This window comes from Thermaerobacter composti, assembly GCF_033582035.1.
GTDB classification, from domain to species: domain Bacteria; phylum Bacillota; class Sulfobacillia; order Thermaerobacterales; family Thermaerobacteraceae; genus Thermaerobacter; species Thermaerobacter composti.
In genome coordinates this window covers 2,312,278-2,335,159 of record NZ_CP132508.1, presented here as the reverse complement: position 1 = coordinate 2,335,159, position 22,882 = coordinate 2,312,278, and the positions used below count along the sequence as shown (strand labels likewise).

Sequence of the window (22,882 nt, the reverse complement as noted above, 5' to 3'; positions counted from 1 at the left end):
ACTGGGAACGACGATTCCGCTTCCCGCGCCGCTTCCCTGGCTTCGGCGTCGGCTCGGGCTTGCTGCTCCAGCCGGGCCTTGGCCGCCTGAATCGCCTTCAGCCGCTTTTCCGCCGTGGGCAACTCGGGCGGCAGCCGCCAGCCGCTGAAGGTGGACCGGGCCCTTCCGTGAAAGGGACGGGAATGGTTGCCCTATAGTCTCTCAAACCATCGCTTGATCCGGAGCGCCATCAAGCGGCGACGCTCAGCCAGGAACGAATCATAATCCGGCACATCGCCCTCCAGCACGGCCAGGGGGATGCAATTTTCCTCAAGATTCCTCCTCAGTGTCTCGGGATCTGTGATGCCACCGTACTTCTTGGGGCCGCCGTTGACCTGGTCCCACAACTCCTTGAAGTAGATGTGGGGCGGGGTATCGCCGATGGCAATATTAATCTCACTCTGGGCGATGACGAAGTTGGCGATCTGGTTGTGTGCCTAGCGTATAGCTGCTGCGACGGACGCCTCCCCAGCCCGCGGGCGATAATGGGGAGCCCGATCCAGGGCTGGAACGGTCTTCCGTGCGAGGTCGAACACGGCGGCGCCGATGATTTCAAGAGCAGTTTGCATGCGCTCCTGGCTGATGTTTTCAGCGATTGTATCTTGTGGGGTATGATAGACTTTTTCAATGTCATAAACCAGGGGGTCCCAGCTATCGACGCGCATCCAGATGAAAAGGGCTGCGGGGATGCCGCGGTTGTGGAAGGGTACATGATCGCTAGATCCGAATTGCCCCGGCAAGATGCTGGAATTGCCGAGCCTTGCGCCAGCCGCGGTCGCCGCTTCCGTTACGATGTTGGGTGCGCCGTCCACGGTCATGGCATAAAGGTGGGTCACGTTGGGATAGCTGGTGGCCACCATGTCGGCCTGGAATACAGCGACAATGCGGCGTGCATCGTCGTCAGATAGCTGGCTCACATAGTAGCGGGAACCGATCAATCCTCTTTCCTCCGCTCCGAAAAAGATGAACCGCAGCTCCTTGTCCATGTTGTAGGATTTAAGCACTCGGGCTAGTTCAAGGGCCAGGCCCACCCCTGACGCGTCGTCATTTGCTCCGGGCGCACCAACCACGCTATCGAGGTGGGAACTCACGACAACGATCGGTGCGTTGCCCTCACCGGAACGAGCGGGACGGCGACCGATGACGTTCACCGACTCCAGGTTGGTGTACGCGTAAGTCTCGATGGAAACCTCTACGCCTCCTTGACGGATCATGTCTTTGAGACGCTGGCCTTGAATCAACGCGGCTCCCAGAATTGGGATACCGTAGCTGGTCGACAGCGAAGGTGAAAATGCCGATCCGTAGTTTCCCCGGGAGCCGACGGTCGAGTACAGGATAACGGCTGCCGCACCTCGCGCTGCGGCGTTGGCAACCTGGGTATTACGGGCACTCGCAACGTACTCCATCAGCACAACTTTGCCACGAACGTCATCGGGAAACTCGTCCGGGGATATCCCTCGTCCAGCATCGATGACGACTCCGCGAACCGGATTGTTACCCGTAATAGCACCAAATCGCGAAGCACCCATTTGCCAGCTGGTACCGTCGGGGAGGGTCACGGTCCCAATGTACTGGTCTGGGGTGGGAAAGGTTTGCATGGATACCTCATAGCCATATTGCTGGAGAATTGAGGCGATATACTCGGCAGCCTGGCGTTCGGCGGGCAGCCCCGCTGGCCGCGGCCCAATGTGCTCGGACAAGACACGCACGTGTTCGGTCGCCCGTTCCGCGTCGACTCGCCGTACAACCTTGTTGTCAAAGGGGGCTGTTGGCCTCCGCTGGCCAGGGAGATGCTTCCAGGCTGACCCCCATCCAGCCGGCGAGGAACAAAACCAGAACCACGACAGTGCTGGCATACCGCCAGTGGCCAAGCCGACCAAGCATCACCCTACACTCGTTTCGAGTCGTGGATCCTACCAGCGGGTTGGAAACCCACTCGGGTCACGGGTGAGTATACGTTGCGCAGGAAGGTGGGACAAGCGAATGATGTCGAAACAACCAGCACCGGAGACCGGCGAAACCCCGGGCTGATGCACGGGTGTGGGGGGAGGATCCGTCGTGGACGATCGCCTGCGAGATGCGGTTCTGACCTACTATCAGCGGGTTGATGCAGGGGATCTTGAGGGGCTGCTGGCGCTATTCCACCCGGAGGTGCGGTATGAGCGAGGCGGACGGGATCCCATCGAAGGCATCGATGCCCTACGTCGTTTCTACCAAGCCGAGCGGCTGATCCGGGAGGGCCGGCACCAATTGGATGCTGTCCTGGTCGAGGGCGACCAGGTGGCTGTGCGCGGCGTGTTCCGAGGCATCTTGAAGACCGGGGAAGAGGTCGCCGTGCGGTTTGCCGACTTTTACCACTTTCGCGACGGTCTCATCTGGCGTCGCTACAGTTACTTCATGGACCGGTTCGTGTAGGCGTGGGGTTGCACCGCATATTCGGTACCAGGGACAACGAGATTCGTGTTGTGGGATGCTGGTGGGCTTATTTTCCTTCCCAGCTGGGGGTGGGGTACGTGCAGCGTATCGGTGAGGCGCTCAGCCGGTTCACCCATCGCTATGTTCCGGACTCCTTCATCTTTGCCATTCTGCTGACGCTGGTGGTGTACGCGATGGGCTTGGTCTTCACCGACCGCGGACCCTACCAGCTTGTGCTCGACTGGTACGGCGGCTTCTGGAACCTGCTGGCCTTCGGCATGCAGATGACACTGATCCTAGTCACAGGCTACGCGCTGGCCAACACCGCCGTGGTGCGCCGCGGACTCCAGCGGCTTGCGGACTGGCCCCGGGCGCCCAGGCAGGCGGTCGCCCTGGTGGCCTTCGTCACCGGTGCCCTCGGCTTGATCAACTACGGCCTCAGCCTGGTGGCGGGTGCCCTACTGGCCCTGGAGGTCGGGCGGTCTTGCGCCCGGCGCGGGATCAAGGTGCACTTCCCTCTCCTTGTAGCCGCAGGGTACATCGGCCTGATGATCTGGCACGGCGGACTCTCGGGGTCGGCCCCGCTGACGGTGAACACCCCTGGTCACTTCCTGGAGCAGCAGATGGGCCTCCTTCCCCTGACGGAAACCCTCTTCCGGCCGTTCAACATCATCGTGGCGCTGGTGCTGCTGTTCCTGTCGCCGTGGATCATGGCTCGCATGCATCCCGCCGACGGAGAGGAGGTGGCGATGCCACCGGCCCTGGCCGGTTCGTCCGGGAATGGGGCGGCGGCAGCTGCCGAGCCGCCACTGGCCTCTGGAGGCCCCGCGGGGCAGCTGACCCTGGCGGAGCGGCTCGAGAACAGTCGGGTGCTGGTGGGACTGGTGGTCGTGGCAGGCGTGGTCTCTATCGTCAGCGCCTTTGCCCAGAAGGGCATCGCCGCCCTGGACATCAACATGGTGATCTTCATCTTCCTGGTCCTCGGGCTGCTCCTGCACGGGACGCCCATCCGGTACGCCCAGGCCGTGGCCGACGGCGTGCGCTCCGCCAGCGGGGTCATCCTACAGTTTCCCTTCTACGCCGGCATCATGGGCATCATGACCTCGTCCGGACTGGTAGCCGTCATCGCCAACTGGTTCGTGGCCATCTCGACGCCCCTCACCTTCCCCTTCTGGATCTTTGTCAGCGCCGCCCTGGTCAACCTGGCGGTGCCGTCGGGCGGCGGTCAGTGGGCGGTCCAGGGCCCCATCGTGATCCAGGCCGCCCAGGCGCTGAATCTGGACCTGGGGAAGGCGGTCATGGCGGTGGCCTTTGGTGACGAGCTGACCAACATGATCCAGCCCTTCTGGGCCCTACCGCTGCTGGGCATGACGGGGCTGCGCGCGGGCCAGATCCTGGGGTACACGGCCGTTGTGATGCTGGCCGCCTTCGTGGTGATGAGCGTGGGGCTGGTCCTGCTGCCGTGACGCGCACCGATGGCGTTCCCTCGTGGCAGCCCGCGGACCCGTGCGGGACCCAACGACTGGCCAGGGAACGCGGCCGCAACGCAGCGCGAACGCCCCGGAGCGGGAGTCCCGCGGCCGGCCCGGCCTCCGAAGGCCGGAGCCGGCCGCGTCCTTCGTTTGCGTTCCTCCTGCCACCGAAACGGGCATACCATCCCGGAAAGCCGGCGACCTTATCCAGGTGAGATCTTCAGAGGACACGGGGTCTTTGCAGAGCGAGCCGCCGTCGTGCGTTGCGGGTCGCCATCGGGCGTCGCGACCCGCCATCGCGCGTCGCGGTCGGTGAAGGCCGGTGAAGGCCCTGGAGGAGCCGTCGAACCCCATGAACAGGAACACGCCGATGCGGGAGTCCGGCACGGGCCGTATCCGCGACCGGACCGCATCCGCCCCGGCCGGCACAGGACAGCCGGCGATCCATCCCGACCGGGGCCTGTCGGGGGCGGGCGGGCGGCCGGGTCGCATCGACCCCCGCCTACCCTCCCGGTCGCCCGTGCCGGTGACCGGACAACCGCCCCTGGCCGAGTCTCCGGTCACCCGGCTGCGGGAGCACCTGGACGACTTCCTGGGCCAGGTGGATCGCTGGACCGCGGAGCTGGCGCTGGCGGCGCCCATCCCACCCGCCGTGTCGGAGCTGGAGCATCGGCTGCGGGACGCCCTCGGTCACCCGGCCGACCTGGTGGTGGTGCCGATTCGCCGGCCTCAGGCGGCCTTCGTCCTGGTGGCCTACGTGGACGGGCTGGTGGGGGAGGAGCTGGTCCATCGCTGCATCCTGCGGCCCCTGACCGAGCGATTGCCGGAGCCAGCCGACGAAGCGGCCCGGTGGCTGGATCGCGGGCTCCTGCCCGGCGGCCGGGTTCGTCCCGTCCACCGTCTGGCCGAGGTCGTGGACGGTCTCCTCCAGGGATGCGCGCTGGTGGCGGTGGATCGCCCGGCGGGCATGGCGATCCCCGTGCCCTCGGCGTCGTCCTCGTCCTCGGCGTCCCCCGTGCCCGCGGTACCCTCGTCCTCGCCGTCCCGCGTGCCCGCGGTGCCCTCGTCCCGGGCGTCCTCTGGGCCCGCGGCGGGATCGGGGGCTGCATGGCTCGTCGACGTGCGCCAGTTCGAACACCGCAGCATCGACGACCCGGCCACCGAGGGCACCATCGGCGGTCCCCGGGAGGCCTTCGTCGAGGTCTTGCGGACCAACACCGCCGCCCTGCGGCGTCGGCTGCGCACCCCCCATCTGCGCATCGAGGAGCTGGACACCGGCCGGCAGACGCGCACCCGCACGGCCATCGCCTACGTGGCCGGCCGGGCCGATCCGGGCACCGTGGCCCTGGTGCGCCGGCGGCTGGAGTCCGCCCCTTGGGATCTGGTCTTCTCGGAGGAACAGGTGGAGGCGCTGCTCCAGGATCGCCCGCTCTCGCTCTTCCCCCAGGCTCGGTTGACCGAACGACCCGACGTGGTGGCGGCCGGGCTCATGGAAGGGCGGGTGGCGGTGCTGGTGGACGGCACGCCCTTTGCCGTGGTGGTGCCGCTGCAGTTCTGGGACCTGCTGCAGTCGCCGGACGACTACTATCTGCGCTGGCCCTTCGCCTCGACCCTGCGGCTGGTGCGGCTGTTCGCCGTGCTGCTGATGACCGTGGGCCTCCCGCTCTATGTGGCGGTGACCACCTACAACCAGGAGTTGATCCCGCGGGAGTTCCTCTTCACCCTGGCGGCATCGCGGGAGGCCCTGCCCTTTCCCACGGCCCTCGAGGCCATCGTGCTCAGCTTCGTGTTCGACATCCTGCGGGAGGCCACCACGCGGCTGCCCCGCCAGGTTGGTGGCGCCCTCACCATCGTGGGCGGCCTCGTCATCGGGGACACGGCCGTGCGGGCGGGCATCGTGACCGCGCCGACGCTGATCCTGATCGGCGCCAGCGCCATGGCCGCCTTCGCGCTACCGACCTTCGCCGCCGCCATCCCCTTCCGCATCCTCCACTACGTCTTCTTGGGGGTGGCCACGGTCTTCGGGATGTACGGACTGGTGACGGCCTTCGTCATCGTCCTGGCCCACATGGCCTCCCTGCGCTCGGTGGGCGTGCCGTATCTCGCGCCCCATGCGCCCTACCGGCCGCAGGGCTGGGAGGACACGCTGGTCCGGGCACCGTGGGTGATGATGCGGGGCAAGCCGCCGCTGATCGGGCGCGAGACGGGACCGGGACGGTGAGCCCGGGCGGGTCGCGAGCGTTCACGGGGGGCCGCCTTGCTGGGCCTGGGGCCCACGGGGGCCGCCTGCTTGGGCCGGGGTAGGTAGGGAGGGACGGCATTGCCACGGCGCGATCAGGTGGATTCGGTGTCCCTTGCCGCGCTCCTGATCGTCGTCGTGCTGGCGACCCTGGTGTTCTTCCTGCCGCGGTCGCTGACGGCCGTGGCCGGCCGGGATGCGTGGCTGGCGGTGTTGGTCAACACCCCGGTGGTGGCCCTGGTCCTTGGCGCCTGGTACGCGTTCTACTTGCGGCCGGGCCTGACGCCCCTCGACCGGCTGCGCGGCCACCCCTGGGCGCGCTGGCTGCTGCTGCCGGTGCTGGTGGCCTATGCCCTCTACCATGCCGGCGGGATCCTCGGGGAGACGGTGATGCTGATGGTCGTGGTCTACGCCGAGACGCCCGTATGGGCCTTTCACGGGACGCTGGCCCTGACCGCGTGGGTCCTGGCTGCCTACGGCCGCGAGACCCTGGCGCGGGTGGGATTGATGGTCCTGCCGGTGATGGTGGCGGCGCTCTTCGTCAACCTGGCCATCCTGTTGCCGGGCAACGCGGAGTGGGCGCAGCTGCTGCCGCTGCTGGAGCACGGCCCCGCTCCCCTGGTGCGGGGCGCCGGGGTGATGGCGGCCGCGGCGGCGGAGACCCTGCTGCTGGCCTACTTCGCGGACGGGCTGGCATCCCGGGATCGGCGGGTCCGGCCGCTGGTGCTGGCCGCGGCGGGCATGATCGCGTTGCTGGCCGGCGTGACGGCGGCCTGTGTGGCGGTGTTAGGGCCTGGCGAGACCACGCGGGCGGTGGCGCCCACGTTCGTCTTGGCGCGGCTGGCGCGGCCGGTGCCGGTGCTCTCGCGACCCGAGATCTTCACCATCTCGGCCTGGCTGCTGGGGATCGCCCTCAAGCTGGCGCTCTTCGTCTACGTCGCCGGGGTCACCCTGCGGGTGACCCTGGGGCTCACGGAGCGCCGGCAGGGGCTGGTTCACGGGGCGGTGACGGCGGCGGCCGTCGCGGTCGCCTTCTGGCTCTTCCCGGACACCCAGCGCTGGGAATGGCAGTTCACCCGGGTGTGGCCCCTGGTGGGATGGGCCGGGTTGGCGGCCGGTACGGTGGCGGGCCTCCTGCCGGTGGATCCGCGGCGTCGGGGCGACGGGTCACCGTCCCCGCCGGCCCCTGGGCGCTCGGCCGTCGACGAAGTCCCCGCGGCGGCCAACGGAGGGAGCCCCGGGATCGATCCCGCGGTCGGCTCCCGCTCCGGACGGACGCTCCGGCCACCGACGGACGGCGGGAGGGGGGCCATGTCGGTGCGGGCGGCCGGCGCCCCGGAGGAGGCAGTGACAACGTGAGGGCTCGTCTCGGGGCCGGGTTCGTCCTGGTCCTCAGTGCCCTGGCCTTGACGGGGTGCTGGGGCTACAGCGAGGTGAACGACCTGGCCTTCGTCACCGTGGCCGCCCTGGACCGCGCCCCATCCGGCGGCTACCGGTGGACGGTGGCGGTGCCGGTGCCCGAGCTGGTGCTGCCCGCGTCGCTGGGGGGTGCGGGAGCGGGGGCGGCCGGTGCCGCGACGCGGACCAACCTGTTCCGCTCGGCGGTCGGGCCCGGTCCCCAGGCGGCCGCCCAGGCGCTGGACGATCGCATCCCCCGCGAGGTCCGCTGGTCCTTCGCGGATCACATCCTGGTGGGCGAGGCGGCGGCGCGGTCGGGCCTGCGGCCCCTGCTGGAGATGATCTCCCGCGGGTATCGCGTGGAGCGTCGGGCCTCGCTGTACGTGGTGCGGGGCGAGGCCGGCGCGATGCTTCTGCAGCTGCGGCCCTCCCTCGACCGGGCTGTGACCCGCTCCTTCGACGCCGTGACCCGGAAGAACCGGCCCGGCACCATACGGGGCGTCGACGGCAACACCGTCCTGCGTTGGCTCGACACGCCGGGCACCGACCCCTTCCTCCCCGTGGTGACCACGGCCGGGGAGGGGAGCTCCGTGAGCCCTGCGCCGGCGGGGATCGCCCTGTTCCGTGGCGACCGGCTGGTGGGCTTCCTGCCGCCTCCGCTCCACCATGGGCTGCTGATGGCGCGGGGCGAGGCGCATCCCTTCACCCTGGTCGTGCCCTGTCCGGGGGAGACCGCCACGGCACCCGGTGGGGGCGGGTCCGGAGACCGGACCGGTGGCACCGGCGTGTCGCTCCAGGTCGACCAGGACGAGGCGCGGGTGCGGGTGATCGGCCCGACGGCCGCGGCGAACGGCGCAGGCGGCGCCGGGGCTTCTGGGGCGGGCGGGGTGGCCGGGTCCGCAGCGGCCGGGTCCGGGGCGGCCGGGTCCGCAGCGGCCGGGTCCGGGGCGAACGGGATCGAGGCCCTGTCCGGCGCCACGATGCCCGGGGTGCGCCTCGAGGTCGACCTGGCGGGCGTCGTGCTGGAGTGGCAGTGCCGCGACCCCCAGGTCGACCGGCGACGCATCCAAGCGGTGGCCCAGGCAGCAGCCCGGCAGACCCGCGGTTGGATCGAGGCCGCCTTGGCCCGCGCCGCGGCGCTGGGCGTCGACCCCGTCGGGCTCGGGGCGGCCCTGCACCGCCAGGACCCGGCGACGTGGCGGACCATCCGGAGCCAGTGGCGCACCTGGGTGCGGGACCTCCGCCCCGAGCTGACGGTCACCTTCCATGTCCGCGGGCAGCAGCTGACGGTCTCGGCGCCGTGACGGGAGGGTGCCGTCCGGCGGCGATCGTCCCCCCGCCACGGTGCCACCGGGGGCGGCGCACCGCTCACGCCCCGCTCCGTCCGGCCGCCTCGACCAGCGCCGCGAAGAGCCGCTGCTGGAGCGCATCGTGGGCGATCCCGTCCTCGGGATGCCACTGCACGCCGATGGCGAAGGGATGGGTGGGATCGGTCCACTCCACCGCCTCGACGACGCCGTCGTCCGCGGTTGCCGCCACCGCCAGGCCCGGGGCGGGCCGCCCCACGGCCTGGTGATGGCGGGAGCGCACCCGGATGCGGTCCGCCCCGTAGATGTGGTGGAGCTTGCTGCCCGGCACCAGGGTGACCGCGTGCACCGCCCGCGGTCCACTCCCGTCGGGGGGTGCGTGCGATACCCCGTGGCCGTAGCGGTCGGGGATGTGCTGGACCAGGTCACCCCCGAGGGCCACGTTCATCACCTGGGCGCCGCGGCAGATGCCCAGGACGGGGATGCGGCGCTCGATGGCCAGGCGGACCAGGGCCAGTTCGAAGGCGTCGCGCGCTGCGTCGACCCCGGTGACGGTGGGGTGGGGGTCGGCGCCGTAATGGATGGGGTCCACGTCACCGCCTCCCACCAGGACGACCCCGTCGACCCGGGCCGCGATCTCCTCCGGTGGCGGGCCGTCCGCCACGAGGACCACGGGGATGCCGCCGGCCAGCCGCACCGCCGTCAGGTAGTCGCCGGGGACGAACAGGCGACCGCGCGCGTCCCACCCATAAGAGGTTACGCCGATCACGGGTCGGGGCACGACCACCACCCCACAAGCCGCAGCGATGGCGATCGCTGTTCCCTTCGCACCGCCGGGGTCGGTTCCTCCCGGGAGCCCTTCGATGGGGAGCCGTTCCCGGCAGCAAGAACCATCGTCTCCGACGTCGAACAGCCGCGGTAGCCGAGCAGCTCGCACCACCCAGGAGGGGGCCGCCGAAACCAGTACGCCGCCGACCGGAGGCTCGTTCCGGGACGAGGGTGGCCGGGCGGCAGCCGGCGCCGCAACCGGGGAAGAACCGGCCGTGCTGCCGCCGGCGGCGACGCTCCCGCCGGCCGGCCGATCCCTAGCCGGCGATCTGGCCGGTGCGGCGGGCTACCTGGGTATGATGCTCCTGCCTCCCCTGGCCGACCTGGCCCTGGTGGTCTGGACGGTGCGGGACACGGGGCGGCGCAGGTTGCGGCTCCTAGCCCGGGTGGCCTGGGTGGCGGTGGCCGTGGTGCTGCCCCTGCTGGGCGGGTCCGCGTACTGGGTGTCGGTGCGGAGGAGCCGGGGGCGGGGCCGGGCGGTGGGAGTTTGAACGTACCGGGGCGGGAGGCAGGATAGACGTCGATTGGCTAAATGCGGTAGTAAGTGAGTGGGAGAAACCGGAACCTACGGGGAACCCACGAACACCGACTAGGCGTGGCCTACCCAGTCCTAGGGGAGGCCCATGGCACCCGGGACGTGGGCTTCCCGGCCGCCGTCGCCACGGGGTGACAAGGTGGAAGCGCTACCGCGCTTGGCATGGCAAGGGGGGCCATTCACGCTGACCCTTAAGCCCTTCCGGGAAGATGCTGCTGCCGCACCGATCTACTACGTCCCGAACCTGCCCCGTTTATTGGACGACCCGGGGGCGCCGGTCTACGTGATCCGCGAGTGGAGCGACTACGTGGCGACCATTTCCTGGAAGGACCGGTCGAACCATCCGGAAACGCTTTGGGCCGGTGACGAGCCTGCCCCCCGGCTGCAGGTGGGGGGCTACCACATCCACTACGGCAACCGGGTGGGCCGCAGCAGCCTCCGCGTGATCGCCGCGGGGAAGGAAGTCGGCGAGCCCCTCCACCTCGAAGTGGTCAGCCCGAAGCTCAGCCTCGATCCCCGCGATGCGGAGCGCTGGTTCTTCTATCCCCGTTTCGTGCGGGCGCTGGTGGATGACATCGCAGCTGCCGCGATCGCCTGGCCCTTCGCGTACCGGGGTGCCACGGCTTTCCCCACCCACCTGGCCGGCGCACGCCCGTCGGCTCTCTTCACCTTCCATTTTCTTCGCCGGTATGGCCGGCAACTGGCGGAGGCCTTCCACACCGTCGTCGCCAGTCCGCACCGGGTCCTTACCCTGGAAGACGCTGTGGTCCCAGCTGCCCGGGCAACGCGCATCGACGCCTCGGCAGTGACCTGGCTGGCCGCCCATCCCGGAGCGTGGTGGCCCGACCCCCGCCCGGCGGCGACGACGGCATCGGGGCAGCGGTATGTCCGCACGGGTGTGGCAGGCGCGACCCGAAGAAACCCATGACACTCCGGAGAACCGGTTCGTCCGGCACTTCGCCGAACAGCTTCGTGAAGCAATCGCGCAAGTGCAGCGTGCCGTATCGGACGCGCGGCTGCGGGAGGACGGCATCGGGGTCCTTGGAGAGGCCATGGCGACCTTGGAGCGCGCGGCCTGGTGGCCGGAGGTGGGCCCCCTGGGTGTCATGCCCGTCTCCTCCCACGTGCTGCTCAAGGGGGAGGGTTACCGTGAGCTGTACCGGTTGTACCCCCTGTTCCTGCTTGGTCGGCTGCCCTTCAGTGGAGACCTGGGTGAGGCGATCGCCAATCGGGACATTGCCACCCTCTACGAGTGGTGGTGCTTGTTCCGGTTGGTGAAAGAACTCGGCGAGATCTGTGGCCCGCCGGGTGGCGAGCCGTGGTCCACGAGCGAGGACCGCGGCCCACAGGCCCTGGGGGTCCGCTTCGCCGATGGGACCGTGCTCCGCTACCAGTCGTGGTGTCGGGGTGGTCGGGGCAGCTACTCGGTGAGCATGCGACCGGATTTCATCATCGAGCATCCCCGGCGCGGGCGGATCTGCGTGGATGCCAAGTTCAGCTTTCGGCTGGTCACCGACGAGTTGGGACCCGACGAGGAAGCAGATCCGGAACGCCATCCCACCCGCCGTGATCTCATGACCATCCATGCCTACCGCGATGCCTTGCGGTGCCGGGCGGCGGTGATCCTCTATCCGGGTGACCGTCGGCTGTTCTTCGGCGCGGACGGTCGCCGATGGGAGGGCCTGGACATCGGGGGCCTGATGGAGGAATCCGGGCCGCAGGGCGTTGGAGCCATCCCGTATCGGCCCGGTCTGCAGGACGAGGTGTCTTGAAGATGGCGGACCTGCTGACGCTCTGGAAGAACAACCAGGACCTGGACCGCTTCGAACTGGTGGCCGTCGCTCGCCGGTTCCTCCTTGACGTGGTCGAACGGGTGCTGGAGAGGGTCGGGCAGCCCCTCAGCCCTGCCGATCGCACGGAGCTCTACAGGATCGCCTACGAGCGCTGGCTCGACGAAAGCGGCGCGATGCCGCGCTTCCGGCCCCATGGCGACACCGACAAGTTCCTCCGGCCGGCCTATCACCTGACCTTCAAGGCGCAACCGGCGATGGCGGGACGGACCCACCCGTTCGATCGGGTGCTCCTCAATCCCTGGGCGGACGGAGGGCGCCTGAGCTGGCAGCTCGGAATGCAGGTGGAGTTCGCGCCCCTTCGTGGCGATGCGGACCGGTGGATCCCGGCCGTCATCCTCGCCGGGGTCCATGCGTGGGCGGCGGAGCCCGACACGCCTCAGCCCCGCGGGGGTTTCCCGTGGGGGAACCCGAGCGCCCACAAGGCCATCCTGGCACGGCTAGGGCAATTCGATGTGGTACGCCGGCTGGAGGAGGCCTGGCGTCCCCTCGGGATCCCCCCTGAACCCCAGGCGGCGATGGACAACCATCTGATCCTTGGCACACGTCTCGACGATCCCGATCGGTGGCAGGGGGCCGCGGAGCTGGCAGACCACTGCAGTGCGCTGCTGGCGGCTCCCTGGCCCGTCCTGCCGAGGCCCCCGGAGGTGCGGCCCACTCACCACCTCCAGTCCCCGGCCGCCGCCCCAACCTCACACCGGGCCTCCGATGGCGAGGGCGCTCCGGAAGAAAATGGGAAGGAAGAGCCATCGCGCGAAGGGCCCCGCCTGGCCCACCGCCTAGCCCAGTACCTGGCTACCCGGGGTCTGGAATACGATCCCGAGCAGATCGTGGCCGTCTACACGGCGTGCAAGACCAAGGGGTTCGTGATCCTGGCCGGTCTGAGTGGAACCGGTAAGACCCGACTGGCACGGGAGCTGGCGGCGCTGCTCTCGGCCCGAGAATGTTTTCAGGCCGTGCGTCCGGATTGGCGGGACGCGACCTCCGTGCTCGGTTACTACAACCCCTTCACCGGACGCTACCAGGAGACCCCCATCCTACGGTTCCTGTGGGAGGCGGAGGCGGAGTGGGATGAGGGTAGACTCCCATCCCCCGGCCGGCCTGTGAGCGACGCCCAGCTGTCCCAATACGTGCGTCGCAACCTCGACCCGCAGCAGGTCGATGCGTTGCGGGCCGGCCTGGTGCGGTGGGGCCGGGACCTCTCCACCTGGACGGACGAGGACGTCCGTGAGCTATGGGAACCGTACCGCAACGCCATGGGCGACGTCGGTGGCGCCCCGCGGCTGAGTTCCGGCATCGCGACCCTGTGGGAGGCCACGCGGGTTCTGGCCGATCACCGTCGCGGGCTGGGCGAGCGCGTGCGCGATGCAGTCCGGGTCTTCGCTGCCACGGAGAAATACCGACCGTTCTCGCGGGTTCTCCGAGCCCTGGCGGCTATCGAACCTGAACGCGTACCACCTATCTTCCAAGAGTACCTGCTGAGACGGCTACTCCGGGTTCTGGGCGTTGCGCGGCCAATCAGCCTTGGTACGATCGTGGAAGGCCGCGGTGACCCTGCCAACCTAGACGCGTGCTGGGAGGCCCTCACAGAGCGGCTCAGGAACGTTGTGGCCGCAGCGGGCCTGCCTGCCGACGATCCCGCCATCCGGGGAACGGCGGCCTCGGCGCTGGCAAAGTTGGCGACTCCGAGGACTGATGGCATGGGCGCCTCGAACGGCGCTCCCGCCACCGCGCCAGGGGTACGCCCCTATTTCCTGATCCTCGATGAGATGAACCTGGCGCGGGTCGAGTACTACCTGGCCGACCTGCTGAGCGCCATGGAGACGGGCCGGGACTTGCCCATCGCGTTGTCCCCGGGTTTGGCCGAGGAGACACGGGAGCCGGGCGACTGGGACATCCCCGGACGTGCGGGGGAGATGGGACCGGCCGACGCCACGGTCGGCGCGAGGCCTGCCGAAAAAACGGCGGTCCGGCTGGCGCCCAACGTCTATATCATCGGCACCGTCAACATCGACGAGACCACCTTCGCCTTCAGCCCCAAGGTGCTGGACCGGGCCTTCACCGTAGCCTTCCGGGAGGTGCGACTGGACCCGGGCTACCCGCCCGCGCCCCCGAACACCGGTTACGGCGTGGTCACAGAGGAAGAACTCGACCTCCTGCGCCGCGACTTCATCAGGGGCGGACGCTGCGCCGGGGTCGACAAGGAACTGGTGCGCGAGGCCGCCCGTCGGTACCCCTGGATCGTGCGAGCCCTGGCGGAGCTCAACGAGAGGCTCTACGACCACGACCTCCATTTTGGGTATCGGGTGGTCGATGAGGTCCTGGCGTTCGTGCACCTCGGTCTCGAATCGCCGTTGCGCGATGGGTTCGAGGTTCCCGATTCCTCCGATCCTGCGAGGGTCGCCTTCGACTGGGCGGTGTCGATGAAGCTGCTTCCCAGGCTCCACGGCCAGCGCCACCGCTTGGAGGAACCGCTGCAGGCCGTACGGCGCTGGGCCGAGGGACACGGCTGCCGGAGGATGGCGGTCGAGGCGGAACGCCTCCTCAGAAAGCTCACCACAGAGGGATTTGCGACCTATCTCTAACCGGGAGGGGTGATCCATGCCCTTCGACCTTCACGCGGTCACCGTCCAGTTGACCATGGGCCTCGGCGCCGTGGTCGCGATGGTGGTGGCGTCGGTCCTTGGCCTGGTGCGGCGACGGCCGGGATGGCTGTTCGTCGCGGCGATCTGCGCGTTGGGGCCGTGCTATTATCTGCTCGGCTTGTCGGCGGTGCTGGCCACCCCCGGCGCCCTGGGGCCGTTGCTGCTGGTGGGGGCGGGGGTGGCGATGCAGCGGGGCCGGCCGGATCTCGCCACGGTGGCGGTGGGGCCTGTCTACCTCGCGGCCTTTGTCCTGCTCCTGATATACGGGATGGCGGCCGCCTACTGAGCCTGCTAACACGATTGAGGGGGTGGAGGCGGTGCACCGGATCACGGCGGTGCCGGCGCTGCTCGTGGGGGTGGTCGGTTCCGCGGCGGTCCTCTATGGGGCCCTTTTCTGGCTCCCTTACCACCTGCAAGGGGGCCGGTTCCACAGCACCGGCATCATCTTGCTCGCGTCCATGCTGGCCCTGCTCTCATTGAGCTGGGCGCCGATGGCCATACGGCGGCTCAACCCGCGTGCCCGTACCGCCAGGCTCCTGGGTTATGACCTGTCCCTGGCGGGAGGAACGGCCATCCTGGCGGTGCCCTTTTTGATGTCGCCCGTTCGGCTGGTCGTCCTGCTGCCTCTGGTGACGTATCTGGTGCTGATCGCTGCGGACCTGGCCGTGTGTCTCGGCCGGCCCCAGCCTGAGGGGAGTTGATCCGACGGTGCCCGCCATCGACGGCGTCCTGACGGTGACGGTGACCGGAGTGGCGTACGTGTTGACGCCCCACGTCCTGGGGCTGGTCATCCTGTTCGCCCTGCTCCTGCTCGGCCGGACCGATTTCAGCGCCTGGCACAACGCACCCTGGCCGCCCGCTACGGTGTGGATGAGCGGGCTGCTCATGAGCACCATCCCGTACGCGGTGGGCGGCCTGTTCGTCGGCTGGGTCAGCCGTCGCAGGCACACCGCATACCCGTGGTCCCAGGTGGCCGCCCTGGGCGTGGTGGCCGCGGCGATGGAGCGCGTGCTGATCCTGGGGGGTGCCTATCTCACCTATCTGGCCCATCTGGACCTCTTCAAGGGTCAGGAGTGGCTCGGCGTCCTTCAAGCTGAAGCCTTGCCGTACTACACGCCGGCCTACATCGGGGCGGGCCTTGTCGTATCGCCGCTGGTCCTGCTGGCTGCGGCCAGGGCAGCCACAAGGCGCCCGCAGGCCCCGCTGCCAAGGATCCAGCGGCCGCCCGCGGCGACCCGGGGAGTTGAGGGCTGAACGGGTTGAAGAGGGCAACCCGGGGCGCCCGCTGCCGGACCCGCGGGCTTCTACGCCCGACTCCACCGGCCGGCCCGCGGGATCACGGCAGCGGCGGCCGCCGCTCGAACCACGGCGCCGCCCGCTCGAGCTGCCCCGCCAGGCGGAAGAGCACGTCTTCGCCGCCGAAGGGCGCCACGAACTGGACGCCGATAGGCAGGCCCTCCGGCGTCCAGTGGAGCGGCACCGACATGGCCGGCACCCCGGCCAGGTTGGCCAGCTGGGTGAAGGGGGTTGCGGCCAGGTTTTCCAGCGCCACCGTCTCCAGGATGCCCGCCGCCCGGTAGATCCGCCCCGAGCCCAGGGCGCCCAGGCCGTTGAGCACCTTCATCAGCCGTTCCTGGGCCGGCGACAGTTTCAGTTCCCCGATGGCCACGGGCGGCCGGGCCACCGTGGGCGTCATGTACAGGTCCCAATCCTGGAAGAACCGGCCCAGCGCCCGGGCGGCCTGGTCCCACTGGTCCAGGGCGCGGCTGAACTCCCCCGCGCTGACGGTCTCACCCAGAAGGCCCAGCATCCGCGTAGCCGGCTCCAGCTGCTGCACCGCCTCCGGACCCCGCAGCTCCCGCACCCGCCGCACCTCCGCCGCCACCACCCCGCAGTACATCGTGAGGTAGCTGCGGGCCAGGGCCAGGCCGTCGATCTCCGGGCGGGCCTCCTCCACGTGGTGGCCGAGTTCCTCCAACAGGCGAGCGGCCCGCCGCACCGCCTCCACGCACTCGGGATCCACGGGCCGGCCGACGGGCGAGCGGGTGTCCATGGCGATGCGCAGCGGCTCAGGGTCCTGGCCGAGTTCGTCCAGGTAGGGACGGCGGGGCGGGGCGATCACGTAGGGTGCCCCGGGCTCCGGCGCGGCCAGCAGGTCCAGGATGGCGGCGCTGTCCCGCACTGAGCGGGTGACGACCCCGTAGACCGCGGCACCGTGCCACAGCTGGCCGAAGTCGGGCCCGGTCGGGGTGCGGCCACGGCTTGCCTTCAAGCCGAAGAGGCCGCAATGGGAGGCGGGGATGCGCAGGGATCCGCCGCCGTCGCCGCCCGAGGCCAGGGGCACCATGCCCGCTGCCACCGCCGCCGCGGAGCCGCCGCTCGAGCCGCCCGGGGTACGGGAGAGGTCCCAGGGGTTGCGGCAGGGGCCGAAGAGCTCGGGCTCGGTGAAGGCCACGAGGCCCAGCTCGGGCGTGTTGGTCTTCCCCAGGATGACGAGCCCGGCCGCCTTGTAGCGCCGCACCGTCTCGGCGTCGTGATCCGGGACGAACCCGGCATACGCCCGGGAGCCGTTGGTCAAGGGCACCCCGGCCAGCGCCTCGCCCAGGTCCTTCACGAGGAAGGGGACGCCGGCGAAGGGGCCTCCGGCGGAATAACCCGTAGCGTGGCCGGTGGTGGCCGGGGATCCACCGGTCGCGTCACCGGGGGCGGAACCGGAGGCCCTGACGGTCCCGGACCTGGCGGCATCGAGCTGGCCGTCGATCGCCCGGGCGCGCTCGAGAGCCTGCTCGAAAAGCGGTACCACCACGGCGTTCAGCCGGGGATTGACGGCCTCGATGCGCCGGATGGCCGCCTCGACCACCTCCACGGCCTTCACCTGACGCGAGCGGATGAGCTCGGCGAGACCGAGACCGTCGTATCGGTCATATTCCTTGAAATCCACGGCCTGGGCCCCCCTGGACGGGCTGCGCGGGCGGCGGGAGGACGCTGCCGCCCCGTCGCTCCGCCATATACGTCCCCTGGCAGTCGGTTCCTGCCCGCGCGGCCTCGGGGACCGGTGCCCGTGGGATCAGGGCGCACCCATCGTCAACCCGGTGCGCCGCAGGTGGACGTCCACCTGCACCGAGACCGGGAGGCTCGCGACGCGCCGGCGCCACCGCGAGGCCACGGTCCGCCACGCGGCGGGATCGCGGCGGTGCAATTCCAGGCCGAACCCGGCCGGATCCACCCCCTGACGCCGCGCCAAGTCGATAAGGGCGGCGACGTCGCGGCGCACGGCGCGTTCCGCTGCGGCCTCGGCGCGCGGCAAGGCGGCCGTCGTCAGGGGCTCCGTACATCGCCACTCTTCGACGTCCGCCTCCACGCGCACCCGCACGGAGGCCGCAGGCCCTTCGGGGGTCCAGCGGGCACTCCGCCGGCTGCTGCTGCGCACGGCGGTGGCCCCGAACCCACGGCCCGGCGGATCCCCGGGGCAGGGCCACACCAGCCGGTCCACCTCTTGCTGGCCCGTCAACCAGTACAGGCCTCGGGTAGCCGGTTCGTCCGCCATGGCGACCAGCCGCATCCCGCGGAAAAGGGCCACCCGGCGCACCATGGGCTCGGACGGCGTCGAAGCGGCCAGATCGACGACCGGCACCGCCGGATCTTCGCCCCCGTGGCCCACGGTGCGCAGGAAGGAGTTCAGATCGATGGGCGGGCCGAGACGGGCGGAGGGGCGAAGCATCATCCGCTGGAAGGCGACGAAGCGCGGGGCGCCGAAGGCGGGCTGGAGGCGGTGGAGGAACCGGCCGGCGGGGCCGTCGGTGACGAACAGGAAGGCGTTGCGGCGAAAGGTGTAGCGCCGGGACAGGGTGTCCAGGACGGGCTCGAGGCGCGATCGGGCCAGGTCCCGCCCCACCAGCACCACGTTGACGTGGCTCCACAGCATCTCCCGCCCCGCGGCCAGCTCCAGCCGCCGCTGCGCGTCGAGGAGCGACTGGCCTTCGGCGTGGAGCAGCCGGTGGGCGATGCTGCCCGGTTGTTCCATGGGACCGGTGGTGGGGGCGCCGACGATCTCGACGGTGAGCAGCAGGCGGTCGCTGCGGGTTCGATCGAGGCCCAGCACCGTCACCACGGCGGCTTGCTCGGGCTCGATGCGGCCATAGCAGCCGCCGAGGAACAGGCCGGCCGAGAGGGCGAGCATCCCCAGGGCCGCGGCCCGCCGCGACCCGGGCGCGGCGCCACGGACCTCAAGGCGGGAAGGACCTGCCTTCGCAGACGCAGCGGATCCGGTCTCCTCCCTCCCGTCCAACCGGGGGGACCCGGTCCGGGGCGTCGGCGGTCGCGGTCGGCTGGACCGGCGTCCCTTGAGGCTCAACCACCCGCCGACCAGCAGGAAGGCCATCCCCGTCATGGACACCGCCGGGAAGATCCGCTCCACGTGGTCGAGAAGCATTGGACCGCTTTCGAACGCCACCACGCCCAACCATCCCGCCCCGGCGGCGGGGACGGCGGTCACCACGCCGTGCCATCGCGACCGCACGGAGAGAGCGCGGGATGCGGCCGTCCCGGCCGCCGTCAGCAACAAGCCCAGATGGACGAAGGCGCCCGTCAGCCACGCGAACAGCGTGAGGATCTCCAGGCGCAGGAGGAACAGGCTGGCGCGGACCTGACGGATCAGGCTGAGCACGGGGAAGGTGGACCGCGCCACCTCGGTCGCCCCGAGCACCGCGACGGCGGCGGCGGTGTAGGCGACCAGCAGGAGGCCTGAGAGGGCCACGGCCAGGGGCAGCGCCCGGCGCAGGCGCCCAGGGTCCCGGACCCGGCCGGCGGCTGCCAGCACGACGACCGCCTCGCCGGCGAAGGCCAAGGCCACCGGCAAGGCGGCCATCACCGGACCGAGACCCGTTTCGAGGAGGGGCGTCAGCTCGCGGACGTCCACGTTCCCCGCCAGCACGACGGCGAGGTTGAGCACGCTGGCCCCCACCATCAGGGGGAAGAGCGCCTGGCCGCTGCGGTAGACCGCCTCCAGGCCGTAGGCCGCCAGGACCCAACCCGTCAGCGCCGTCCCGGCGGCGAACACCGCGACGGGCATCTCCGGCAGGACCGTGGCGAACACGGTGGCAACCTGGGCGACGAGCACCGCCGCCAGGTACGTGGCGTACCCGGCGAGGCCCGCGGCCAGCAGGCGATCGCCCCAGCCGGGCCGGGTCCCCGACGCCTGCTCGCCCGGTGCCCGCTCCGGCCGGAAGAACAGGGCCCACCAGCACCAGGCCAGGGCCATGCCGAGCAGCGTCGCCAGGCCCACCGCCATCCAGCCATCCCGCCCCGCCCGCACCACCACGGGCCGCGGCAGGTACAGCAGCGCCGCCGTGGTCACCGCGATGATGGCGTTGATGGCGACCTGCACGGCTTCGACCCGTTGCGATCTCATGGCGTGGGCCCCGCCGTCCGCGCGAAGGTCCGCTCCACGGGGACGAAGGGCACCGGCTTGCGGTGCCGGGTCTACGGCATGCGCACCAGGACGTCTTCCAGCAGCGCCCCACCCCGCCAGGGTGCCAGCGGGGCGAGGAAGGGCTTCCCCACCGACTCCAGGGAGCTCAGGTGCCCGACCACGACGGTCACCCCCATGGCGATGCCGAACAACCCCAAGGCGCTGCCCAGGAGCAACAGGGCGTAGGAGATCAGGCGGAAGGGTACCGTGACGGCGAAGGTCGGCAGGGAGAGGGTGGCGACCGCCGTCACCGCGGCCAGCACCACCATCGGGGCGCTGGCCAGACCACCCCGCACCATGGCCTCCCCCACCACCAAGGCGCCGACCACGGACAGCGCACCGCCGATGCCGCGGGGCATGCGGGCCCCCGCCTCGCGCAGGAGGTCGAAGCCGAGGTTCAAGATGATCGCCTCGACCACCGTGGGATAGGGAACGGCGGCGCGACTGGTGAGGATCGTGACCAGCATGTTGGTCGGGATCAGCTCATGGTGGTAGTTGACGATGGCCACGTACAGCGCCAGGCCGCTCACGCTGACGAACACGGCGAAGAGGCGCAGGAGACGCATGGCGGTCCCGAAGGGCCAGCGCAGGTAGTGGTCTTCCGGGCTCTGCAGGAAGTCCCAGAAGGTCGCCGGGGCGATCAGGGCAAAGGGCGTCCCGTCCAGCATCAGGACCACCCGCCCCTCGGTGAGGGCGGCGGTGCAGACGTCGGGGCGCTCGGTGCTGCGGTACTGCATGAAGGGCGACCAGGGCCGCCCCGAGAGGAACGCGGCCAGCTGGCTGGTGTCGACCACGGTATCCAGGTCGACGGCGGCGAGCCGCCTGCGGACGGTCTCGACCAGCAAGGGGTCGGCGCGACCGAGCACGTAGAGGAGGGCGCCCCGGCTGTGGCTCAGGCGGCCGACCTCGAAGTCCTCGATGCGCAGGCGATGGTCGGCCAGGCGGCGCCGGATGGCGGCCAGGTTGGTGCGCAGGACCTCGGTGAAGCCCTCCCGCGGCCCGCGTGTCACCACCTCCGACGTCGGCTCCTCCGGGAGCCGGTGTTCGAAGCCGCTGAAGTCGAGGATGAGGGCGCGGTCGACCGAGTCCACCAGCACCACGGCGCTTCCGCGGTGCAGCTCCCGCACGACGTCGTCGAAGCGGCGGGCCGCTTGCAGGCGGGTTCCCTGCAGCCCGCGGCGGACGAGCCACCGCACCACCTTCTCCGGGGTGTCGATGCCGGTCGGGACGCGGGCCAGCGGGACCAACACGAAGCGATGGATGAGCTCGTCGTCGGCCAGCCCGTCGATCACCGCAACGGCCACCCGGACCTGGCCCGGCAGCCGCAGGTGACGGATGTGCAGGTCGCTGGCATGGCCGAGCAGCGCGGCCAGGCGGCGGGTGGTCTCATCGAGGCCGCGGGGAAGGGGTTCCATCGTCGCCCGGTCGGCGGCCCAACCGTCCAGATACGCCCCGAGCCGGGCGCTGGCCGTATGGATGTCGCGCGTGAGCCGTTCCACCAGGTTGCGGTTGGCCATGGCAGGCGTAGTATGGGCTGTCGCGGATCATTCCTAGCGGGTTGCCGCCGGGGTCGAAGGCATCGCAACGGGGGTCGCCGTGGTCGGATCGCCGTCCGGACCGCCCGTCGCGGGTGCGGGCTCGGCCACCCGGAGCGAGCGATGGCGGGACGATCGAGCGGCGGGGGTTGGCAGCCACGTCGTGGATCCTATATGATTTCAGATAGCATCCGGCGCCATCGGGCCGGTTCGACCCCGGGGCTGCGGCACCCGCGACGGCGGCGGTCCGCCCAGGCCGAACGGAGGGGCCGTGGGATGGGCAGCAAACAGGAGCATGCCTACCAGGTCATCCGCCAGCGGATCCTCGACGGGACCTACGGCCCGGGCTACCGGCTGGTGATCGACGCCCTGGCGCGGGAGCTGGGGGTCAGTCCCGTGCCCGTCCGGGAGGCGATCCGTCGCCTCGAGGCCGAGGGCTGGGTGGTCTACCGCGCCCATGCCGGGGCCGAGGTGGCGCCGGCCGACCCCCGCCAATGGGAGCACCTGATGGAGGTCCTGGCCGTCCTCGAAGGGGCCGCCACGGCTGCCGCGGCGCCCCGCCTCGCGGCCGTGGACCTCCAGCACCTGGAGTCCATCAACCGGGCCATGGCCGAGGCGCTCGAGGAACTGGACGTCATGGCCTTCGGCCGTCTCAATCGCCGGTTCCACTTCACCATCTACGCCGGATGCCCCAACCCCTATCTCATCGAGCTCCTGCACCAGACGTGGGACCGCCTCGACCGCATTCGCAGCACCATCTTCCGCTACGTCCCCCACCGGGGCTGGGAGTCCATCGAAGAGCATCGCCAGCTGCTGGAGATGATCCGGGCCGGGGCGGAGCCGGAGGCCATCGAAGCCTTCGCCCGGCAGCACAAGCTGCGCACCGTCGCCGCCTATCGGACGAACCGGCCGGAGCCGGCGGGCGTCCCCACGGGTGGTCCCGCCTCGTGACGGACCCGTCTGCCCCGGACGGATCCGTCTGCGCAGGCGGTGACGCGCCAAGCCCGCTCGGCTTCCCCTTGCGGGATGTAACCCACCCGCGGGATCCAGCGCCGTTCATCCTGGCGGGCCGAGGTGGCAGGACGTGACGTGAGCCATGACCCGCCGGCGGCAGGCAGTGGGATGGGTGGTGGGACGCCTATCGCAGGA

Annotated in this window: 17 protein-coding genes and 2 pseudogenes; 13 read left to right on the top strand and 6 right to left on the bottom strand. The window is 70.4% G+C overall.

The genetic code is table 11. The features are described from left to right. Nucleotides 1-8: 8 nt before the first annotated feature. Nucleotides 9-146 (bottom strand): annotated as a pseudogene (locus tag Q5761_RS12440) (IS5/IS1182 family transposase); the annotation flags it as partial. A gap of 330 nt (nucleotides 147-476) precedes the next feature. Then, the gene (locus Q5761_RS09500) at nucleotides 477-1,748 is read right to left on the bottom strand and encodes a M20/M25/M40 family metallo-hydrolase (RefSeq protein ID WP_318750417.1); all 1,272 of its coding nucleotides are present in this window, start codon (nucleotides 1,746-1,748) and stop codon (nucleotides 477-479) included. 331 nt (nucleotides 1,749-2,079) lie between these two features. Between Q5761_RS09500 and Q5761_RS09495 the strand changes: the two genes are divergently transcribed. From Q5761_RS09495 to Q5761_RS09475, 5 genes are all read left to right on the top strand, one after another. Next, nucleotides 2,080-2,454 (top strand): nuclear transport factor 2 family protein, encoded by a 375-nt coding sequence (locus tag Q5761_RS09495; protein ID WP_318750416.1) that lies wholly within the window; start codon nucleotides 2,080-2,082, stop codon nucleotides 2,452-2,454. Nucleotides 2,455-2,552: 98 nt separating this feature from the next. Next, nucleotides 2,553-3,920, top strand: a complete 1,368-nt coding sequence (locus Q5761_RS09490; RefSeq protein WP_318750415.1) for a short-chain fatty acid transporter — start codon at nucleotides 2,553-2,555, stop codon at nucleotides 3,918-3,920. A gap of 358 nt (nucleotides 3,921-4,278) precedes the next feature. After that, the gene (locus Q5761_RS09485) at nucleotides 4,279-6,147 is read left to right on the top strand and encodes a spore germination protein (protein ID WP_318750414.1); all 1,869 of its coding nucleotides are present in this window, start codon (nucleotides 4,279-4,281) and stop codon (nucleotides 6,145-6,147) included. A 99-nt stretch (nucleotides 6,148-6,246) separates the two neighbouring features. Continuing rightward, nucleotides 6,247-7,524: a GerAB/ArcD/ProY family transporter gene (locus tag Q5761_RS09480; RefSeq protein WP_318750413.1), complete on the top strand. Its 1,278-nt coding sequence runs from the start codon at nucleotides 6,247-6,249 to the stop codon at nucleotides 7,522-7,524. Then, nucleotides 7,521-8,867 (top strand): Ger(x)C family spore germination C-terminal domain-containing protein, encoded by a 1,347-nt coding sequence (locus tag Q5761_RS09475; protein WP_318750412.1) that lies wholly within the window; start codon nucleotides 7,521-7,523, stop codon nucleotides 8,865-8,867. The genes Q5761_RS09480 and Q5761_RS09475 overlap by 4 nt, the downstream gene beginning before the upstream one ends. 64 nt (nucleotides 8,868-8,931) lie before the next feature. Here the strand turns inward: Q5761_RS09475 and Q5761_RS09470 are convergent, their stop codons facing one another. Further along, on the bottom strand, nucleotides 8,932-9,639 hold the full coding sequence (locus Q5761_RS09470) for a gamma-glutamyl-gamma-aminobutyrate hydrolase family protein (RefSeq protein WP_318750411.1): 708 nt from the start codon (nucleotides 9,637-9,639) through the stop codon (nucleotides 8,932-8,934). A 274-nt stretch (nucleotides 9,640-9,913) separates the two neighbouring features. Here Q5761_RS09470 and Q5761_RS09465 point away from each other — a divergent pair, with 274 nt between their 5' ends. The 7 genes and pseudogenes from Q5761_RS09465 to Q5761_RS09435 all read left to right on the top strand — a co-directional run bounded on the left by Q5761_RS09465 (nucleotide 9,914) and on the right by Q5761_RS09435 (nucleotide 15,982). After that, nucleotides 9,914-10,189, top strand: coding sequence for a PLDc N-terminal domain-containing protein (locus Q5761_RS09465; protein ID WP_318750410.1), 276 nt, complete (start codon nucleotides 9,914-9,916; stop codon nucleotides 10,187-10,189). A gap of 132 nt (nucleotides 10,190-10,321) precedes the next feature. After that, nucleotides 10,322-11,342: pseudogene (locus tag Q5761_RS09460) on the top strand (DUF2357 domain-containing protein); the annotation flags it as partial. Next, nucleotides 11,340-12,005: a nuclease domain-containing protein gene (locus tag Q5761_RS09455; protein ID WP_413084599.1), complete on the top strand. Its 666-nt coding sequence runs from the start codon at nucleotides 11,340-11,342 to the stop codon at nucleotides 12,003-12,005. The pseudogene Q5761_RS09460 and the gene Q5761_RS09455, both read left to right, overlap by 3 nt. A gap of 2 nt (nucleotides 12,006-12,007) precedes the next feature. Next, the gene (locus tag Q5761_RS09450; protein WP_413084598.1) at nucleotides 12,008-14,668 is read left to right on the top strand and encodes a hypothetical protein; all 2,661 of its coding nucleotides are present in this window, start codon (nucleotides 12,008-12,010) and stop codon (nucleotides 14,666-14,668) included. 16 nt (nucleotides 14,669-14,684) lie between these two features. Beyond that, complete coding sequence (locus Q5761_RS09445) at nucleotides 14,685-15,014, top strand: cell wall arabinan synthesis protein (RefSeq protein ID WP_318750406.1); 330 nt, start codon at nucleotides 14,685-14,687, stop codon at nucleotides 15,012-15,014. 31 nt (nucleotides 15,015-15,045) lie between these two features. After that, nucleotides 15,046-15,429 carry a hypothetical protein gene (locus Q5761_RS09440; protein WP_318750405.1) on the top strand — a complete coding sequence of 128 codons (384 nt, stop codon included), beginning with the start codon at nucleotides 15,046-15,048 and terminating at the stop codon, nucleotides 15,427-15,429. Nucleotides 15,430-15,436: 7 nt separating this feature from the next. Beyond that, on the top strand, nucleotides 15,437-15,982 hold the full coding sequence (locus tag Q5761_RS09435; protein ID WP_318750404.1) for a hypothetical protein: 546 nt from the start codon (nucleotides 15,437-15,439) through the stop codon (nucleotides 15,980-15,982). 82 nt (nucleotides 15,983-16,064) lie between these two features. Here the strand turns inward: Q5761_RS09435 and Q5761_RS09430 are convergent, their stop codons facing one another. The 3 genes from Q5761_RS09430 to Q5761_RS09420 form a co-directional block, all read right to left on the bottom strand. Next, nucleotides 16,065-17,669 (bottom strand): amidase, encoded by a 1,605-nt coding sequence (locus Q5761_RS09430; protein WP_318750403.1) that lies wholly within the window; start codon nucleotides 17,667-17,669, stop codon nucleotides 16,065-16,067. A gap of 126 nt (nucleotides 17,670-17,795) precedes the next feature. Continuing rightward, a complete protein-coding gene (locus Q5761_RS09425) occupies nucleotides 17,796-20,138 on the bottom strand; it encodes a Ger(x)C family spore germination protein (RefSeq protein ID WP_318750402.1) in 2,343 nt (780 codons plus the stop codon). Between the two features lie 71 nt (nucleotides 20,139-20,209). Then, complete coding sequence (locus tag Q5761_RS09420; RefSeq protein ID WP_318750401.1) at nucleotides 20,210-21,715, bottom strand: spore germination protein; 1,506 nt, start codon at nucleotides 21,713-21,715, stop codon at nucleotides 20,210-20,212. Between the two features lie 294 nt (nucleotides 21,716-22,009). On the opposite strand from Q5761_RS09420, the gene Q5761_RS09415 reads away from it, so the two are divergent. Next, complete coding sequence (locus tag Q5761_RS09415) at nucleotides 22,010-22,684, top strand: GntR family transcriptional regulator (protein WP_135224162.1); 675 nt, start codon at nucleotides 22,010-22,012, stop codon at nucleotides 22,682-22,684. Nucleotides 22,685-22,882: the final 198 nt, after the last annotated feature.